Genomic DNA, 15,083 nt, shown 5'->3' with positions numbered 1-15,083 from the left:
TGGCGCAAGGTTTTGAACCGGTCGCGGCGATTCTTCTCCGAAAACCCCCATTTTGTCAGGGGTTTTCGGCCATCAGCGATTCCAGATGCCGGCGCATCAGCTGCCGCAGCCGCGTCGGCGTCGTACGGTCCGGCTGGATTGCCGCATGCAAGGCCAGGCCGTCGAGCAGAGCATGCAGCAGCTCGACCTCGCGACGCAGATCGAGACCGTCCCTGAGTACGCCGGCGTCGGCGAGCGAATGCAGTAGCGACTCACACAGTTGGCGCAGTTCGTTGTGCACTTTGCCGAGGTGCTCCTGCAGCGCGCCGGCGCCGGATTCGGCCCGAGCCTGCGCCATGAAGGCGAGCCAGACGTCGAACTCGGCGCGGCGCTCGGCGTCCAGCGGCAGCACCTCGTCGAGATAGCGCAACACGATGGTCTCGACACTGCCTTTGGGCTCGATCGCGCTGACCCGGTCGGTCACCCGGCGCGACACCAGGTCCATCGCGAAGCTGAGCAAACCGTCCTGGTCCGGAAAGTAGTAGCGCACCGCGCCGGCGGACCAGCCCGCCTCGGCGGCGATCGTCCGAACGGACGCTGCCCGGATCCCGTCCCGGCGGACCACTCGCCACAGCGCCTCGGCGATCTCCTCGCGACGGGTGTCGTGGTCGACGATCTTCGGCATGTGGTCCTTTTTAGCACAGTCGTGTTAGTGTCGTTTTATAACACAGTCGTGCTGAAAAACTCGGGAGGGTGAACGACGTGCTGGTCGCTGTGATCGCTGCATGTGAGATCGGGTTCTGGGTGCTGCTCGCCGCAGGCCTGGTTACGCGGTACCTGCTCAAGCTGCCGAAGGCCGGGATGGTTCTGCTCGCCGCCGTGCCGCTCGTCGATGTCGTGATGCTGGTCGCGAGCGTGATCGACATCCATCACGGTGCCGAGCCGGCGTTCAAGCACTCACTGGCCGCGATCTTCATCGGCGTCAGCGTCGGCTTCGGGCACCAGACGCTTCGGTGGGCCGACGCGTGGGCTGCGCACTACCTCGGCGGTGCGCTGCGTCCGGTGAAGCCGCCGAAGCGGGGTTCCGAGCGTGCGCGTCGCGAACGGGCCGGTTGGTTCCGGCATCTGGTCTCGTATGTCGTCGGCGTTGGCATCATGATCGGCCTCGGTCTGCTGTCCGGTCGTGGGTACGACGCGGTGCTCGCGCCGGCCGGGACGTGGACGCTCGTGCTCGTGATCGACGCGATCGTGTCGTTCAGCTACTCGTTCGAGCGGGACCGCGAGAAGCAGTCGGTCTGACCTCCCCGGCCCGCGCGGTTACTCGTCGTACATTTCCTGCATGACGACGGTTGGACGGATCTGGGCTGCGGTGACCGCGGCGGTGGTTGTGTGCGGGATCGTCATCCAGCTCTTCGTGACGGCGAGCGGGCACGACGGCTTCTTCCCGGACAATCCGGACCGGGTCTTCAACATCTTCGCGTACTTCACCATCCAGTCGAACCTGATCCTCGGCGGGACGGCGCTGATGCTCGTCTTGCAGCCCGGCCGGACGGGCGGTGAGCTGTTCAAGACGCTCCGGCTGAACGGCGTGCTCTGTATCGCGGTGACCGGAATCGTCGCTCACACGGTGCTGGTGGGCCTGGTCGACCTGCACGGTTGGGCTGCCGTGGCGGACTTCCTGCAGCACACCGCCGCGCCGATCATGGGAGTGCTCGGCTGGCTGCTGTTCGGTCCGCGCGGTCTGGTCGACTGGCGGATCGTCGGCTGGTCGATCGTGTTCCCGTTGCTGTGGCTGGTGTTCACGCTGGTGCGCGGTGCGTTCGTCGGGTTCTACCCGTACCCGTTCGTGAACGTCGACGAGCACGGCTACGGACGGGTGTTGCTGAACTGTCTGGTGGTGGCGGTACTCTTCCTGGCTCTGGCGGCCGGGGCGACCACTCTCGATCGCCGGTTGCGTCGGAAGACAACCGTCGAAAGGTAGACCAGTGCTGGTGACCTCGCGCTCGTACGCCGAATACGAAGCGATGTTCGACCTGAAGGAACTCCCGGACTCCATCCTCGACTGCTGCGCCGGCGGCGCCAGCTTCACCGCCGAGGCCGCCGAACGCGGCGTCGACGCGATCGCCGCCGACCCGGCGTACGAGCTGGAGACGCCCGAACTCGTGGACAGCGTGCGGCGGAGCCTGCCGGCCACGTCGGGAATCGTCGACGAGCATCAGGGGAGTTTCGTCTGGCACTGGTACGGATCGCCGGAGCGGAAGGACCAGTACCGGATCGAGGCCGCCGATCGGTTCCTGCAGGACGTGATGGCGGCGCCGGAGCGGTACGTCGCAGCAGGCCTGCCGGAGCTGCCTTTCGGTGATCGCCGTTTCGAGCTGGTGCTCTGCTCGCACTTGCTCTTCACCTGGTCGGACAAGTACGACCGCGAGTGGCATGAGGCCGCACTGCGCGAGCTGATCCGGGTCAGCAACTCCGAGGTCCGGATCTTCCCGCTGGTGCAACAGGGTGCGGGTGACCCGATCCCGTGGCTGCCGGACCTGCTCGCGTCACTCGAGGGCGTGACCACCGAGATCCGCAAGGTCCCCTACGAGTTCCAGCTCGGCGCCAACGAAATGCTGGTCATCACCCGCAGCTGAGTCTCTGGTGCTTCCCGCTCATCGCGATCACGGATGAGTTTGCGCCTACCCGCCACGATGAGCGGGAAGCGGTCCAGGGGGTGCCGGGCAGGTGGCGGGAGGACGGTCTACCACCGACCCGCCCGGGCTGCCGGGTCAGCGGAGGTACTTGCCGCAGACGGGCCACGGGGAGGCGCCGCTGCGTGCGTAGAGCTTCTTCGCACGCATCAGCTGCTCGGCCGCGGAGGCCTTCGCCGGGTTGCCGGAGCCGCCGACGCTGCGCCAGGTCTGCAGGTCGAACTGGAACAATCCGTAGTAGCCGGCGGCATTCACGGCGCGCGGGTTTCCGCTGGACTCGCAGTTGGCGACCTTGGCCCAGGCGCCGCTCAGGTTCGCCTTGCCGCTGCTCGCCTTCGGGCGGTCCTCGGACCGGCTCGAGCGGACGTCGCGGTCGGCCTTCTTGGTCGTGGCCTTCTTGTCGGTGTGCGGCCGGGTCTCGGACTTCTTGACCACCTTCGACGCGGGAGTGGCCTTCTTCGCGCCGTCCAGGGTCAGGGTCTGCCCGATCAGGATGAGGTTCGGGTCCTTCAGGTTGTTGATCCGGGCCAGCTCGTGCCAGTCGGCACCGTTGGCCTGGGCGATCTCCGAGAGGGTGTCGCCGGCTTTGACGTGGTAATCGGTCGCGAACGCCGCACCGGCTCCGGCGGCGGTGATACCGGCTCCCAGACCGGCGATGGAGAGGGTTCGAGCCACCCGGCGAGTACTTCGCCGGGCGCGCGCATGTCGGGCCTTGGACATCAGAAAGCGCTCCTTGTGAGCTCGGGCATGGTGGGGCACACCAGGCCCTCGTGCAGGGGGAGGGGCAATCCGGACACATCCCACAGCAGGTCACAGGACAGCGTCCGAATGATCACGCCACGGTAACGACGCGACCTGAGTCATCCTCGGTGAGGTTCCTCCGAAACGCAAGTGCAGATTCGGATCTGCCCCGAACTTTTTCCGCCCTTTGACGTACCGAAACCCCAACAACAGAACGGTTTCCGGGCCGACACGCCGATCGGCCTGAGCGTGGAACCGATCGGTTTATCACCGCTTGAAATAGCGTTCCGGGACCAGTTCCACGGTCAATTCCCGGATCGTTGCCCGGACGTCGCCGGGCCACGACTCCCAGACCTGGCGAGCCCACTTGAGCAGGGCCGACTCAACCTCGTCGACCCCGCCGGACATGAGGACGTCGTACGCCGTGAGCTCGCCGATCCGATCCGGCGGGACGAGCCGCGGCCAGTCGTCGTACGAGTTCGCCATGATGCCGTGCGCCGTGCGTACGTCGAGGTTGCCCGAGCCGCGCTCGAGGAACATGTAGAGGCCGTTCAGCGCGAACACCGGGCCGATGCGCGGGGCGTCCGGGTTCACGTGCTGTCCGCCGTACGCGTCGATCCGGAGCTGGTGCAGGTATCCGAGCCGTGCCGCGTTCTCGACCTCGAACCCGAGCAGCTCACCGGCGACCTCCGCGCACTCCGCCGAGGCGTTGTACTTCGGGGCGCCGGGCCACTCCGACGATGGAAGTACGGCGCGGCAGCCGGGACAAACCGTTGATTCGTGCGTGCCATCGGGCGAGTTCACTCGTTGATCGAAGCACGGGCACCGCCGTCCGGCAGCTGTTTTACCGCTGGGGCGGCGGGGGGCCGGCGGATGAGGCGACGGATGTGATGGGGGCAGTAGGCGTGATCCGAGTGGCTCTCGGCCATCGCGGCACGTTGGTGCGCGGTGCACTGGCCGCGGTGCTGGCAAGAGAGAACGACCTGGACGTGGTGGCCGAGCTGGACCGCTCGGAGGACGTCCTCCAGGTGGCCGGGCGGCGCCCGGACGTCTTCCTGCTCGATCCACAGCTGCCCGGCCGGATCCGGATCGAGGAGCTCTGCCGCAAGCTCGCCGGCCGCGGCGTACTGGTGCTGATCGACCACGAGGCGATTGCGGCCACCAGCCTGGCGCTGGTGAAGCAGGCGCCGCGGATCGGGCTGATCGCGACTGACGCGACGGCCGATCAGCTGGTGCAGGCTGTGCGCGATGTAGCGAAGGGCCTGCCGGTGGTCGACGTACGCCTCGCTGTGGCTGCTTTGAAGGCTGGCGACAACCCGCTCACCGATCGCGAGTGCGAAGTACTGCGTCAGGTCACCACGGGAGCGACCGCGCAGGAGGTCGCGCGCACGCTCAGCTTGAGCGCTGGGACCGTGCGGAACTATCTGTCCCGGATCCTCGCCAAGACCGGTTCTCGGAGCCGGATCGAGGCGATCCGGAAGGCTCAGGACGCGGGCTGGATCTGAGACGCTCTCGGATTGCTGGGCGTCCAGCTGCCGTGCAGGTCGCGGTAGAGCCGCGACGTGCGCATCAGGCTGGCGTGCGTGCCGATCGCGGCCTTGTTGCCGTCGAGGACGAGGATGCGGCGCGCGCGAAGGGCGGAGCTGATCCGGTGGGCGATGACGATCAGCGTCCCGTTGCGCTTGGCAAACGCCTCTTCGGCTTGGCGCTCGGCCTCCGGGTCGAGGAAGCAGGTCGCCTCGTCGAGCACGACCAGCGGTGCGGGTGAGAGATAAGCCCTGACCAGTGCGATCAGTTGCTTCTCTCCGGCGGACAGTTCGGCGGGCTTGATTTCTTCTAGTCGCTCGATCAGCTGCGTGGCGCCGACCGCTTCGACCGCCTGCCTGACCTGCTCTGTCGTTGCATCGGGCAACAAATAGGTGAGATTGTCGTGCACGCTCCCGCTGAAGACATAGGCCTCCTGCGGGATCAGCACCCTGGTTTTCGCGAGCTCGTCGGTGGTCACCTCGGTCGGTGGTGCGCCACCGAGCAGCAGGCGGCCGTTTGTCGGGGTGAGCATGCCGCAGACCAGACCGGCCAGCGTCGACTTGCCGATTCCGCTCGGTCCGACCACCGCGAGGTGCTCGCCTTCGGGAATGGTCAGCTCGAGCTTGTCGAGCACGGGCTCGGCCTTCGGGCCATAGGCGAACGTGAGGCTTTGGAGCCGGACCTGATAGCCCTTGAGTTCGTCGACCGGCCGCGGCTGCCCCGCGGGACTGGAGGCGTCGAGGATCCGGCCGAGCGTGATCACGTACCGCAGGCCGCTGTCGCCGAGTGCGTTCATCACCGTGTTCAGCGCAGGCTGCAAGCCGATCAGCACGTAGGTGAGTCCACCGAGCAGTGTGCCTGTGCTGACACCGCGGTCGACCAGCCACGGCCCGGTCGCGAGCAGGATCAGCAGTGGCAGCCACCCTCCGACCGCGAAGCACAGCGTCCGCAGGGCCGCGACCTTCGCCAGCGCCCGCTCCGCCGCCGCGTGCGCCTCGATCGGCTGGCCGACCAGCCACTCGGCGTACTCCTCGGTGCCGGCGGCGGTGACGTCGCGTACGCCGCTGAACACCATGCCTGCCGACGCTGCCAGGTCCTCGTCAGCCGTCAACGACGCGCGGACCCGATCCGCCGCCATCCCCAGCACCGCAAGCGACAACGCGAACCCGACGAGGAACGGCGGTACGACGAACGCCGCGACGAGCGGAGCGAGCGACAACAGTCCGGTCAGTACGCCGAACAGCGTGACCGCGAAACTTCGCAGTACCAGGACCAGGCCCGCGAACGTGTCGCGGACGATCTCCACCTGCCGGTTCAGTCGCGCGACGGCGCCGTCGTCTCCGGTTCGCAGCGCGCCACCCACGACCCGTCGTACTAGATCGTCGCGGAGGGGCTCGACGAGGTCGCCGAGCCGTGCATAGACCTGTCGCGCCCCGGCGGCGCCCAGGCCGGCTGTCACGACCAGCCCGGCGAGCCACGCGATCCCTTGCCCTGCGTGTCCGGCGAGGAAGCTGTCGGTCGCCCGCGCTACCGCGATCCCGTACACCGCGGTCGGCAGGATCTCCGGAACCGACCACGCGATCAACTTGACCGTGGCTCGTGTCCGCAGCGCGGTTGCGCCGTACGACAGCTCCCGCTTCATCCGAAGACTGCTCGATACGAAGTGTCGTGCCAGAGATCGGCGTGTGGAGCGATGGCGCGGATCTGGCCGTGGTCGAGCCAGATGACCAGGTCGGCGCGCGCCGCGGTCGCGGGGCGATGCGTGACGATGAGGCGGGTGCGGTGGTGCCGGTCCTCGGTCAGGGTGCGGGTGATCTGGCGCTCGGTGGCCGTGTCGAGGCTCGACGTGGCGTCGTCGAGGACCAGGAGGCGGCTGGCGGACCAGGCGCGGGCGAGGCCGAGCCGCTGGCGTTCGCCGCCGGACATCGGTGCCTTGCGCAACGAAGTGAGGTACCCGTTGGGCAGCCGGCTGACGAAGTCGTGGGCGTGGGTGGCGCGGGCGGCGGCCAGCGCACGGATCGGGCTGACCGCGTGCGGATCGATCGCCTCGCCCACTGTCCGGCCGACCAACTGCGGACGCTCGAACGCACAGCCGACCGCGCGACGCAGCTCATGCCGGCTGATCGCCTGAAGCGGAACGCCGTCCAGCGAGACCTGTCCCGTCGACGGATCCCGCAACCGTGCCGCGACCGCCGCGAGGACGGACTTGCCGGCACCGCTCGGGCCGACGACCGCGACGGTGAGACCGCCTGGAAGGTCGAGATTCACGTTGTCCAGCAGGACATTCCCGTCGGCGATCACGCTGACACCGTCGAAGCTGAGCTGCCCCGGTCCGGCCGGGACCGTCAGTGTGCCGTGGGGGATCGTGTCGATCGCGATCACCTCGGCGGACCTGCGTACGCCGGCCTTCGCGCGGGCGAGTTCGCCGAGGACGCCGGTCAGGTTGCCCAGGCCGGCGCCGAGGACGGCGTACTGCGAGGCGGCGAACAGCTCGCCCGCGGTGATGTGGCCGGCGACGAGCTGCAGTCCGCCGACCGCGAGTACGGCGACGAGGACCAGCGGGCCGACGACTGCTGCCTGGGCGCCGGAGCGGGCGAGAATCCGCCAGGTGACGACGCCGTTGCGGTGGAGCTCGGGGAGGAGGCCGAGGATGCGGCTCTCCTCGCGTTCCGTCGTACCGGCGGCCGTGATCGTGCGGATGCCGGTGAGTGACTCGGACAGCAGGGCGGCGATGCGGCCCTGCGTCTCCTGGTAGTTGAGGCTGACGTCGGCGGTGCGCTTGGCGAACGTCCACAGGACGGAGATCACGAGCATGACGCCGCCGAAGAAGGCGGCGGCGAGCCATGGATCGATGACCGCCAGGAGGACGAGGCTGCCGAGCGGGGGCGCGATCGCGGCGATGGCTGTGACCGCGGCCGGTCCGGCCTGGGCGGCGTCGGTCGCGTTGGCCGAGACCCGGGTGACCAGGTCGCCGGTCTCGAAGTCGCGCGTGCCGGCGGGGCCGCCGCGGACGACGTGGCGGACCAGGCGATGACGCAGCCAGGCGGTGGTTTCGGCGACACAGGCTGCGCCGGCGAACGCGTCGACGATGCTCGCCGCGATGCCCAGGCCGATCAGCGCGGCCGCCGCGATCAGCCAGCGGGTGTAGCCGTGGCCGGCCACGATCGCGTCAACGGAACGACCGAGGATGGTCGGCAGTGCGAGCGTCACGCCGCTGCCGATGAGCGCGTTGAGACCGATCAGCTGCAGCCAGCCGCGACCGCGTTTCGCCACCTCTTTGAAGGTGATCATCGGTCCAGGCCTGCCTCGGTGGCGAGGAAGGCCAGCATGTCGGCGGCCAGGTTGATCCCGCCAGTGGTGTGACCTGCGTCGGGCTCGAATCTGAGCAGCACCGGCCGTTGGCTTGCGGTTGCGTGCTGGAGCGCCGCGCACATCTTCCTTGCGTGCAAGGGATCCACGCGGGTGTCGTTGCCGAAGGCCGTCAGCAGCACGGCCGGATACTTCACGCCGTTCTTGACCTTGTGGTACGGCGAGTAGCTCGCCAGCGTCTCGAAGTCGTCGGGGTTCTTGGCCGAGCCGTACTCCGCCGTCCAGCGTTCGCCGAGACCTGAGAGCTCGTAGCGGAGCATGTCCGTGAGTGGGGCTGAGGCGACGGCTGCTGTGAAGAGCTCGGGCCGTTGGGTCACGGCGGCGGCGACGAGTAGGCCGCCGTTGGACTCACCGCAGATAGCGAGCTCGTCGGCTGTGGTCCAGCCTTCGGCGATCAGGTACTCGGCGGCTGCGATGAAGTCGTCGATCGCCTGCTGCTTCGTCGCGTCGCGGTGTGCGGCGTCGCCGCGAATGGTCGCGGTCACGAACGCGCCGCCGGCTTCGACCCAGGCGAGCGCGAACGCGGAGTACGTCGGGGTGAGCGCCTGGCCGAAGCCGCCGTACCCGTAGAGGATCGTCGGTCCACCTGGCTTGCCGATCACGTGCAGTTCGAGCTCGGTGCCGTCGGGCGCTGTGTAGCTCGGCCGCTGCGTTTGTGCATCCCGACTGCTGGTGGACCCTGTCGTCCGGCCGGTGCTCGCGTCGTAGCAGTAGACCGTCGGCGGCGTGACGCTGTCCGTGTAGGTGAACCAGGCCCGATTGCCGTCGCTGCTCAGGGAGCCGACCGATCCGAAGCCGGGGAGGTCGATGGTGCCTTGCCGGCGGCCCGTCTCGCGCTCGTGGATTGTGATGCTGCTGGTTGTGCTTGTGAGGACGACTTCGTCGAGGATCGCGAGGCCGGTCAGCGGTGCATCCAGCTGGATGTAATCGCGCCAGACAGCCGGCCTGGCCGGGTCGCCGATGTGGATCCCGCCGGCCGTGACGACGTACAAGCGGTGGTCGGGGCCGACCGACATGATCGTCGTGGTGTCTTGCGGGACGTGCGCCGGCGGCTCGTCCTTTGTCAGGTCCGCGAACCACAGGTCGTTCGTCGTGCAGATCGTCAGCCAGCGGCCGTCGGCACTGAGCTCGAGCCCGTACGACGCCTCGCGGTCGAGGATCGTGATGTCGTCGGGGTCGTCCAGGTGATGGCGTCGCACCTGACAGAAGCGCACGTAGTAGAACGCGCTGCCGTCGGGGAGCCAGGCGACGGGGGAGTAGCGACAGCCGTCGAGCGGGCCGTCGATGAGCTCGCCCGTCGTGATGTCGAGGATGTTCAGAGTCGAGCGCTCGTCGCCGCCACGGGAGAGCTGGTACGCGAGCTTGGTGCCATCCGGTGAGGGCTGCCAGGCGTCGAGCGTGGTCAGTCCGGTCGGGTCGAGCCGCTTCGGATCGATCAGCGGTGTCTCGTCGACGAAGAGTACTGGCTGCTGGCCTGGCTCGCGTCGCAGCGTGAAGCAACGGCCGCCTCGCCAGACGGGTGTGGACACGCTGCCGACGTCGGACAGTTGTCGCACCCTGTTCTTCCAGCGGAACCGGCTGCTCAGCGTGCCGGCGTACGTCAGCCACAGGTCGTCCTGAGCCGTTGACCACTGCTTGGTCTCCGCGGTCGAGGAATCCTCGAGCCAGCGGTACGGGTCCGCGACGCTACGACCGTGCACCTGCTCCACGAGCGACGAGCGCTCGGCGCATGGATAAGACTGCACGGAATCGATCACCTCACTCTCTTCTTCCGTCCCCCACCAACACAACGAGCACCAGTTCGCTGAGCTACAAGAAGCCGCCCGGCGACCGAGGCGAGTCGGTCACCGGCGGTCCCGATCCGACCCTGAATGCAGGTCGGCCCTGGGTGGGATTGCCGCCCACCCAGGGCCTCACTACCTGGCAATACAGGTGCCGTATCAGTGGCAGAGCAGCAGGCTCAGGTTGCTCGGGGTCTGCGAAGCGCAGCCCAGCACGGTCAGCGTGGAGCCGCCGTGGTGGTGGCCGCCGTGGCCGTAGCCCGGGGTCTCCAGACCCTGAAGGTCGAGAAGTGCCATGTGTTTACACCTCCTTCGGTATAGATCGTCGGGACATGGACTCGGACCACTGGGGAGGTCCGAGGAACGGGAGGGCGACCGGCGCACCGTGCAGCGCCGCACCCAGGGCCAGCAGTACGCCGGCCGATCCGGTCGCCAGGTCCATCGAGAGACGGAGCAGCTGGTTGCCCGGGTACGCGAGACCGCCTTCGAACGGCATCGCGTGCCAGCCGAGACCGTGCACGAGGTCGTCGACCGTCGCCTGGTCCTCGCCGAGTGCCGCGGCGGTGAGGAGCAGGCCGGCGCGACCCATGAACAGGCCGGGCTGGACGTAGTAGTCGCAGTGTGTGACTCGCTTCAGCTCGTTGAGCGTCAGTGCGAGCTCTTCGGACGGCCGATGACGCAGGTACCGCTCGAGGACCAGTGCTACGCCGGCCGAGCCTTCTTCGAGGTACGGCAGGGTGCGCCAGCCTTGGTTGACCTGGCGCATCCCGTCGTCGGTGAGCACGGTCCGCTTGAGGTCCTGCCGGATCGCGATCTCGGCCAGGTCGAGCAGACCGGTGTCGCCGAGCTGCTCGAACGCGTTGAGGAACAGCAGCGCCGGCCCGGACGATCCGTACATCAGCCCGGCGCGCGCGTGCTGGCCGCCGCTGATCTCCGGAACGTCGACCTGCAGCCGATCGGCGACGAGGTCGAGCACGCGGACAGCCCTCGCGCGGAGCGTCGGCTCGGTGTCGAAGTACAGGAGATTCAGACCGATGCCGGCGAGGCCGGAGTGCAGACCGAGCTCGCGGGAGCTCCAGTCGTCGGCGAGCGTGCGATCGACCAGGTCGAGCGCGTCCTGCCGGTAGCCGAGCTCCTCGAGGACATGTGCGACGCCGTGGAGGCCGTCGTACAGGCCTGGTCCGGTCTCGGTGTCGACGGCCCGCTTGCGCAGCCATTCGTCGTACTGCGGGAATCGCGCGCCGGTCTGGCTCAGCGCGTAGAGCACGCCGGCTGCACCGGTCGCGAGGTCGATGCCGCCGCCGTCGCGGAACTGCGCGATGTCGCCGGGGAACAGCCGGTCTGTGCGTTCCGGTGTCGCGCTGGCGACGATGGCCTTGGTGAGCGCGTCGCGTACCTCGGTCCACTCGGCCTCGCCCGGCAGCGCCAGGTCGACCATCGCCGGGTCGTGCGTCTTGCCCGGGCCGACGATCGTCATGACGGCCTCGTCGAGCGTGGCACGCGGCACTGGGAAGGTGTTGGCGATCATGTCTGCGAGCTGGAATGCCTTGCCCGGGTGGAGATTGAGCAAGATGGTTGCCTGCGGCGCATAAACGCCGAGCGCGATGCAGGCGAGCGCGTACCGGTCGACGTCGACGCCTTGCCGGTCCTGCGGAGCGGCATACCCGGGGTGGGCGAGCGTCGAGCGGGCCTGGTCCTCGGCCTTGGTCGCGACCTCGAAGTCGATCAGTGTGAGCTTGCCGTCCGCGTCGAGCAGCAGGTTGTCCGGGTGCAGGTCACAGAACACGACGCCGCGCTCGTGCAGTTGCCCCACAGCCTCGCCGACCTTGGCGATCATCGCGGTCGCCCATTCGGCGTACTCCGCCTTGTCCGCCTCGGTCGCATCCGGGTGAGTCAGTGGATAGCGGCGTACCAGCTCGCGTTGCAGCGACACCGAGTCGATGTGCTCCTGCACGAGGAAGTGATGCTCGCCCAGTTGGAGGTAGTCGTGCAGCGTCGGCACGGCGTCGAGGCCGTCGAGCTGTTCGAGGATGTCGCGCTCGTGGGCGATCCGCGCGACCGCGTCCCGGCCGGCCATGTCGAGCCCGGCGTACGGACGGCCTTCCTTCAGCACGACGCGGTCGCCGGTCTCGTTGTGGTGGCCGACGTACACGCCGCCGCCGTTGGAGAACTGGATGACGCCGTCGACCGTGTACGCGAGGTCGTTCGTGGTGACCGCGTTGCGCGCGTCGAGGTGCGGCTGCAGGAAGTCCGGCAGCGTGATCCACGGCGGCGTGACGAAGGTCGGGCCACGGTGGTCCGGGACAAGGTTGCCCTGGGCATCTTCGATGGCGAGAACGCGTTCGCCGGTCGTCGAGAGGCAGTGCCGGCTGACGAAGGCGCCGTACCGGACGAAGAGCGGACCTTGTGCGTAGCGCAGATCGCTCAGGATATAGGGGCCTTCGACACCGGCCAGGATCTCGTCGAGCTCCTTGAGGATGAGCTCCAGCTGCGCGTCGTCGGTCGGGTAGATCGTGACCAGCTTGCCGCTCGACCCGCGGGGAGCAGCCTTCGAGTTGACCATCACCAGGACGGCTTCGTTGCGCAGGAACTTGAACGCGATGCCGCGCGGGACGCAGTACTCCCACACCGCCTCGAGCGTCCGCTCCACATCCTGCAACCGCGCCGACACATGGATCTTCCACCCCTGCGCGGGCAGCCGGAGATTGCCTGGCGCGTAATGCATCCACTGCTCACCCGGCACATGCCGCCACCCCTCCGGCACCGCCCGCCCGGCGATGGTGAAATCCGGATGCTGAGCACCGCGATTGGCCGGCGTCTCGTAGAACCGCCGATCCGCAAGGCAGTAGAACTCGTAACTCTCATGCATGACTGTCCGACCCCCCTTTCGTGGTGCCCCGCCACATCTTGGGCGCCACCAGAGGGCTCGGCGTAGTGCACGATGTCATCACTCTCATGTGAAGAACCCACACACTACGAGTGAGTAACTAAACACTCTTCGTTACCGTACTGCGCAACCTGAGCGCGAATCTCCCCGTAACAACATGTCAATCCGCGACAACCCCATCACAACCCGTAACCCCACGCCTCCTACCTCGTGCATCCTCCTTCCCACGCACGCTCCGCAGGGGGTAGGCGGCTACTTACACCGGGTACGTGTGGACCTCGGTGGCTTTGAGGGTGGTTTGGAGGGTTTGGCCGGGGGTTAGGTGGAGGTCGGCTACGGCTGCGGGGGTTATGTCGGCCAGGAGGTCGGCTGGGCCGGTGGGGGAGGCGTTGAGGCGGACTCGGACGGTGTGGGCGTGTTGTTCTATGCCGGTTACTACTGCCGGCCAGGTGTTGCGGGGGCTGCCTGAAGGCGCGGTGGTGTAGAGGCTGACGGCAGTCGGTGGGAAAGCAACGTGGACAGGGCCGGTGGCTGGTTCGGCGAGGGTGATGGTGGCGTTGTCGGCGAGGGTGACGGTGGTGCCGGCGGCGGTGCCTCGGTAGAGGTTCAGGCCTACTAGTTGGGCTACGTAGTTGGTGCGGGGGCGGTGGGCTACCTCGGTGGGTTTGCCTTCTTGGACTACCTGGCCGTTTTCGATGATGACCAGGCGGTCGGCCAGGACCATGGCGTCGAGCGGGTCGTGGGTGACCAGCAGGGTGCGGCCCTCGAAGCGACGCAGGTGTTGGCCGAGTTCGGCTCGGACGTGGAGGGTGGTGCTGGCGTCCAGGGCTGCCAGCGGTTCGTCGAGGAGTAGAAGTTCGGGATCGGTGGCTAGAGCGCGAGCCAGGGCCACGCGTTGGGCTTGGCCGCCGGACAGAGCGCGGGGCCGCGTACGGGCGTACTCCGACAGCCCAACGGTCTCCAGCCAACGGGCAGCTTCTGCGCGGGCGGTCTGCTTCTCGACGCCGCGGGCTCGGAGGCCGAAGGCAACGTTCTCCAGACAGCTGAGGTGGTTGAAGAGGAGGTAGTCCTGGAAGACCACGCCGATCGGTCGCCTGTCTGGCGTACGGAAAATGCGGGGCGGCTCGTCCCACACAGAGGTGTCCAGTGCGATGCGCCCGCCGTCCAGCGCGAGCAGTCCGGCGATCGCACGGAGCGCGGTGGTCTTGCCGGCGCCGTTAGGGCCAAGGAGTGCGACTACCTCGCCCGGCTCGACAGTCAGGTCCACGGATAGCGCGAACGAACCACGCGTCACCTGGAGGTCGGCGTACAGGGTCATTGCAGCCCGCTGATCCAGCGCTCGCGCAGAGACGCCAGTACGACGACGGAGACCAACAGCAGCACCAGACTCAGTACGACGGCCACATCCGGGTCAGTCTCCAATGCCAAGTAGACAGCCAGCGGCATAGTCGTCGTACGGCCAGGGAAGTTGCCGGCAAAGGTGATGGTGGCGCCGAACTCGCCCAGTGCGCGCGCCCAGCACAGCACAGTCCCTGCAACGATCCCTGGCGCGATAGACGGCAGGGTTACACGCCGGAACGTCGTCCAGCGGCCCGCACCGAGTGTTGCGGCTGCCTCCTCGTACCGCGGGTCCGCTGCACGCAGTGCACCCTCCACGGAGATCACCAGGAACGGCATGGCCACGAACGCCTCCGCCACGATCACGCCGGCAGTTGTGAACGGCAAGGAGATCCCGAACCACGAGTCGAGGTACTGACCGACCAGGCCGCGTCGCCCGAGCACCAGCAGCAGCGCTACCCCGCCAACCACCGGCGGCAGCACCAGAGGCACCGTCACGAACGCACGGATCAAGCTGCGTCCCGGCAGACCGCCACGAGCCAGCAACCACGCCAACGGAACGCCCAGCACCAGACACAACGCAGTAGCGGACGTGGCGCACACCAGAGACAGCCTCAGCGCCTGCCAAACGTCAGCACTGTGCAGCTTCGCCGGCAACGTCGACCAAGGCGCTTTGGCGAGCAGGCCAATCAGAGGGACGAGCAGGAACGCCAGTCCGATGAGAGCAGGCAGCAGGAGCACGAGGGGCAGTCGCCCGCTCGTACTCCT

The 15,083-nt window shown here is 67.8% G+C and carries 14 protein-coding genes; 4 read left to right on the top strand and 10 right to left on the bottom strand.

Annotated elements, in window-relative coordinates; all coding sequences use genetic code 11:
• Nucleotides 1-55: 55 nt before the first annotated feature.
• On the bottom strand, nt 56-664 hold the full coding sequence (locus tag EV645_RS10815) for a TetR/AcrR family transcriptional regulator (RefSeq protein WP_130442225.1): 609 nt from the start codon (nt 662-664) through the stop codon (nt 56-58).
• Nucleotides 665-732: 68 nt separating this feature from the next.
• On the opposite strand from EV645_RS10815, the gene EV645_RS10810 reads away from it, so the two are divergent.
• The 3 genes from EV645_RS10810 to EV645_RS10800 are packed head-to-tail and all read left to right on the top strand — an operon-like array spanning nt 733 to nt 2,615.
• The gene (locus EV645_RS10810; RefSeq protein ID WP_242000322.1) at nt 733-1,278 is read left to right on the top strand and encodes a 2TM domain-containing protein; all 546 of its coding nucleotides are present in this window, start codon (nt 733-735) and stop codon (nt 1,276-1,278) included.
• Between the two features lie 40 nt (nt 1,279-1,318).
• Nucleotides 1,319-1,960, top strand: coding sequence for a Pr6Pr family membrane protein (locus EV645_RS10805; RefSeq protein ID WP_130442223.1), 642 nt, complete (start codon nt 1,319-1,321; stop codon nt 1,958-1,960).
• A 4-nt stretch (nt 1,961-1,964) separates the two neighbouring features.
• Nucleotides 1,965-2,615: a class I SAM-dependent methyltransferase gene (locus EV645_RS10800; RefSeq protein ID WP_130442221.1), complete on the top strand. Its 651-nt coding sequence runs from the start codon at nt 1,965-1,967 to the stop codon at nt 2,613-2,615.
• Between the two features lie 135 nt (nt 2,616-2,750).
• On the opposite strand, the gene EV645_RS10795 is transcribed toward EV645_RS10800, so the two are convergent.
• Nucleotides 2,751-3,392 (bottom strand): transglycosylase family protein, encoded by a 642-nt coding sequence (locus EV645_RS10795; RefSeq protein WP_130442219.1) that lies wholly within the window; start codon nt 3,390-3,392, stop codon nt 2,751-2,753.
• A gap of 288 nt (nt 3,393-3,680) precedes the next feature.
• On the bottom strand, nt 3,681-4,217 hold the full coding sequence (locus EV645_RS42635) for a DUF5946 family protein (protein ID WP_242000321.1): 537 nt from the start codon (nt 4,215-4,217) through the stop codon (nt 3,681-3,683).
• 101 nt (nt 4,218-4,318) lie between these two features.
• On the opposite strand from EV645_RS42635, the gene EV645_RS10785 reads away from it, so the two are divergent.
• The gene (locus tag EV645_RS10785; protein WP_242000320.1) at nt 4,319-4,918 is read left to right on the top strand and encodes a response regulator transcription factor; all 600 of its coding nucleotides are present in this window, start codon (nt 4,319-4,321) and stop codon (nt 4,916-4,918) included.
• Here the strand turns inward: EV645_RS10785 and EV645_RS10780 are convergent.
• The 7 genes from EV645_RS10780 to modB form a co-directional block, all read right to left on the bottom strand.
• The gene (locus EV645_RS10780) at nt 4,897-6,582 is read right to left on the bottom strand and encodes an ABC transporter ATP-binding protein (protein WP_130442215.1); all 1,686 of its coding nucleotides are present in this window, start codon (nt 6,580-6,582) and stop codon (nt 4,897-4,899) included. The two genes, EV645_RS10785 and EV645_RS10780, sit on opposite strands and share 22 nt — an antisense overlap.
• Nucleotides 6,579-8,231 (bottom strand): ABC transporter ATP-binding protein, encoded by a 1,653-nt coding sequence (locus EV645_RS10775; protein ID WP_130442213.1) that lies wholly within the window; start codon nt 8,229-8,231, stop codon nt 6,579-6,581. The genes EV645_RS10780 and EV645_RS10775 overlap by 4 nt, the downstream gene beginning before the upstream one ends.
• Nucleotides 8,228-10,066 carry a prolyl oligopeptidase family serine peptidase gene (locus EV645_RS10770; RefSeq protein WP_198681540.1) on the bottom strand — a complete coding sequence of 613 codons (1,839 nt, stop codon included), beginning with the start codon at nt 10,064-10,066 and terminating at the stop codon, nt 8,228-8,230. The genes EV645_RS10775 and EV645_RS10770 overlap by 4 nt, the downstream gene beginning before the upstream one ends.
• 183 nt (nt 10,067-10,249) lie before the next feature.
• Nucleotides 10,250-10,387 carry a SapB/AmfS family lanthipeptide gene (locus tag EV645_RS10765; protein WP_130387812.1) on the bottom strand — a complete coding sequence of 46 codons (138 nt, stop codon included), beginning with the start codon at nt 10,385-10,387 and terminating at the stop codon, nt 10,250-10,252.
• Between the two features lie 4 nt (nt 10,388-10,391).
• Complete coding sequence (gene lanKC / locus EV645_RS10760; protein ID WP_130442211.1) at nt 10,392-12,959, bottom strand: class III lanthionine synthetase LanKC; 2,568 nt, start codon at nt 12,957-12,959, stop codon at nt 10,392-10,394.
• 274 nt (nt 12,960-13,233) lie between these two features.
• Nucleotides 13,234-14,295, bottom strand: coding sequence for a sulfate/molybdate ABC transporter ATP-binding protein (locus EV645_RS10755; protein ID WP_130442209.1), 1,062 nt, complete (start codon nt 14,293-14,295; stop codon nt 13,234-13,236).
• Nucleotides 14,292-15,056: a molybdate ABC transporter permease subunit gene (gene modB / locus EV645_RS10750; RefSeq protein WP_338419134.1), complete on the bottom strand. Its 765-nt coding sequence runs from the start codon at nt 15,054-15,056 to the stop codon at nt 14,292-14,294. Before modB ends, EV645_RS10755 begins: the two co-directional genes overlap by 4 nt.
• Between the last annotated feature and the right edge of the window lie 27 nt (nt 15,057-15,083).

It is taken from the genome of Kribbella rubisoli (genome assembly GCF_004217145.1).
In the GTDB taxonomy this organism is placed as follows: domain Bacteria; phylum Actinomycetota; class Actinomycetes; order Propionibacteriales; family Kribbellaceae; genus Kribbella; species Kribbella rubisoli.
Note: the sequence above shows the minus strand (reverse complement) of the source record. Positions and strands in the feature narration are given on the sequence as shown.

Bases quoted from the DNA above. Each gene is read 5' to 3' on its own strand.
- EV645_RS10815 (WP_130442225.1), bottom strand. From the start codon at position 664: ATGCCGAAGATCGTCGACCACGACACCCGTCGCGAGGAGATCGCCGAG.
- EV645_RS10805 (WP_130442223.1), top strand. From the start codon at position 1,319: ATGACGACGGTTGGACGGATCTGGGCTGCGGTGACCGCGGCGGTGGTT.
- EV645_RS10795 (WP_130442219.1), bottom strand. From the start codon at position 3,392: ATGTCCAAGGCCCGACATGCGCGCGCCCGGCGAAGTACTCGCCGGGTG.
- EV645_RS10780 (WP_130442215.1), bottom strand. From the start codon at position 6,582: ATGAAGCGGGAGCTGTCGTACGGCGCAACCGCGCTGCGGACACGAGCC.
- EV645_RS10775 (WP_130442213.1), bottom strand. From the start codon at position 8,231: ATGATCACCTTCAAAGAGGTGGCGAAACGCGGTCGCGGCTGGCTGCAG.
- EV645_RS10765 (WP_130387812.1), bottom strand. From the start codon at position 10,387: ATGGCACTTCTCGACCTTCAGGGTCTGGAGACCCCGGGCTACGGCCAC.
- lanKC (WP_130442211.1), bottom strand. From the start codon at position 12,959: ATGCATGAGAGTTACGAGTTCTACTGCCTTGCGGATCGGCGGTTCTAC.
- EV645_RS10755 (WP_130442209.1), bottom strand. From the start codon at position 14,295: ATGACCCTGTACGCCGACCTCCAGGTGACGCGTGGTTCGTTCGCGCTA.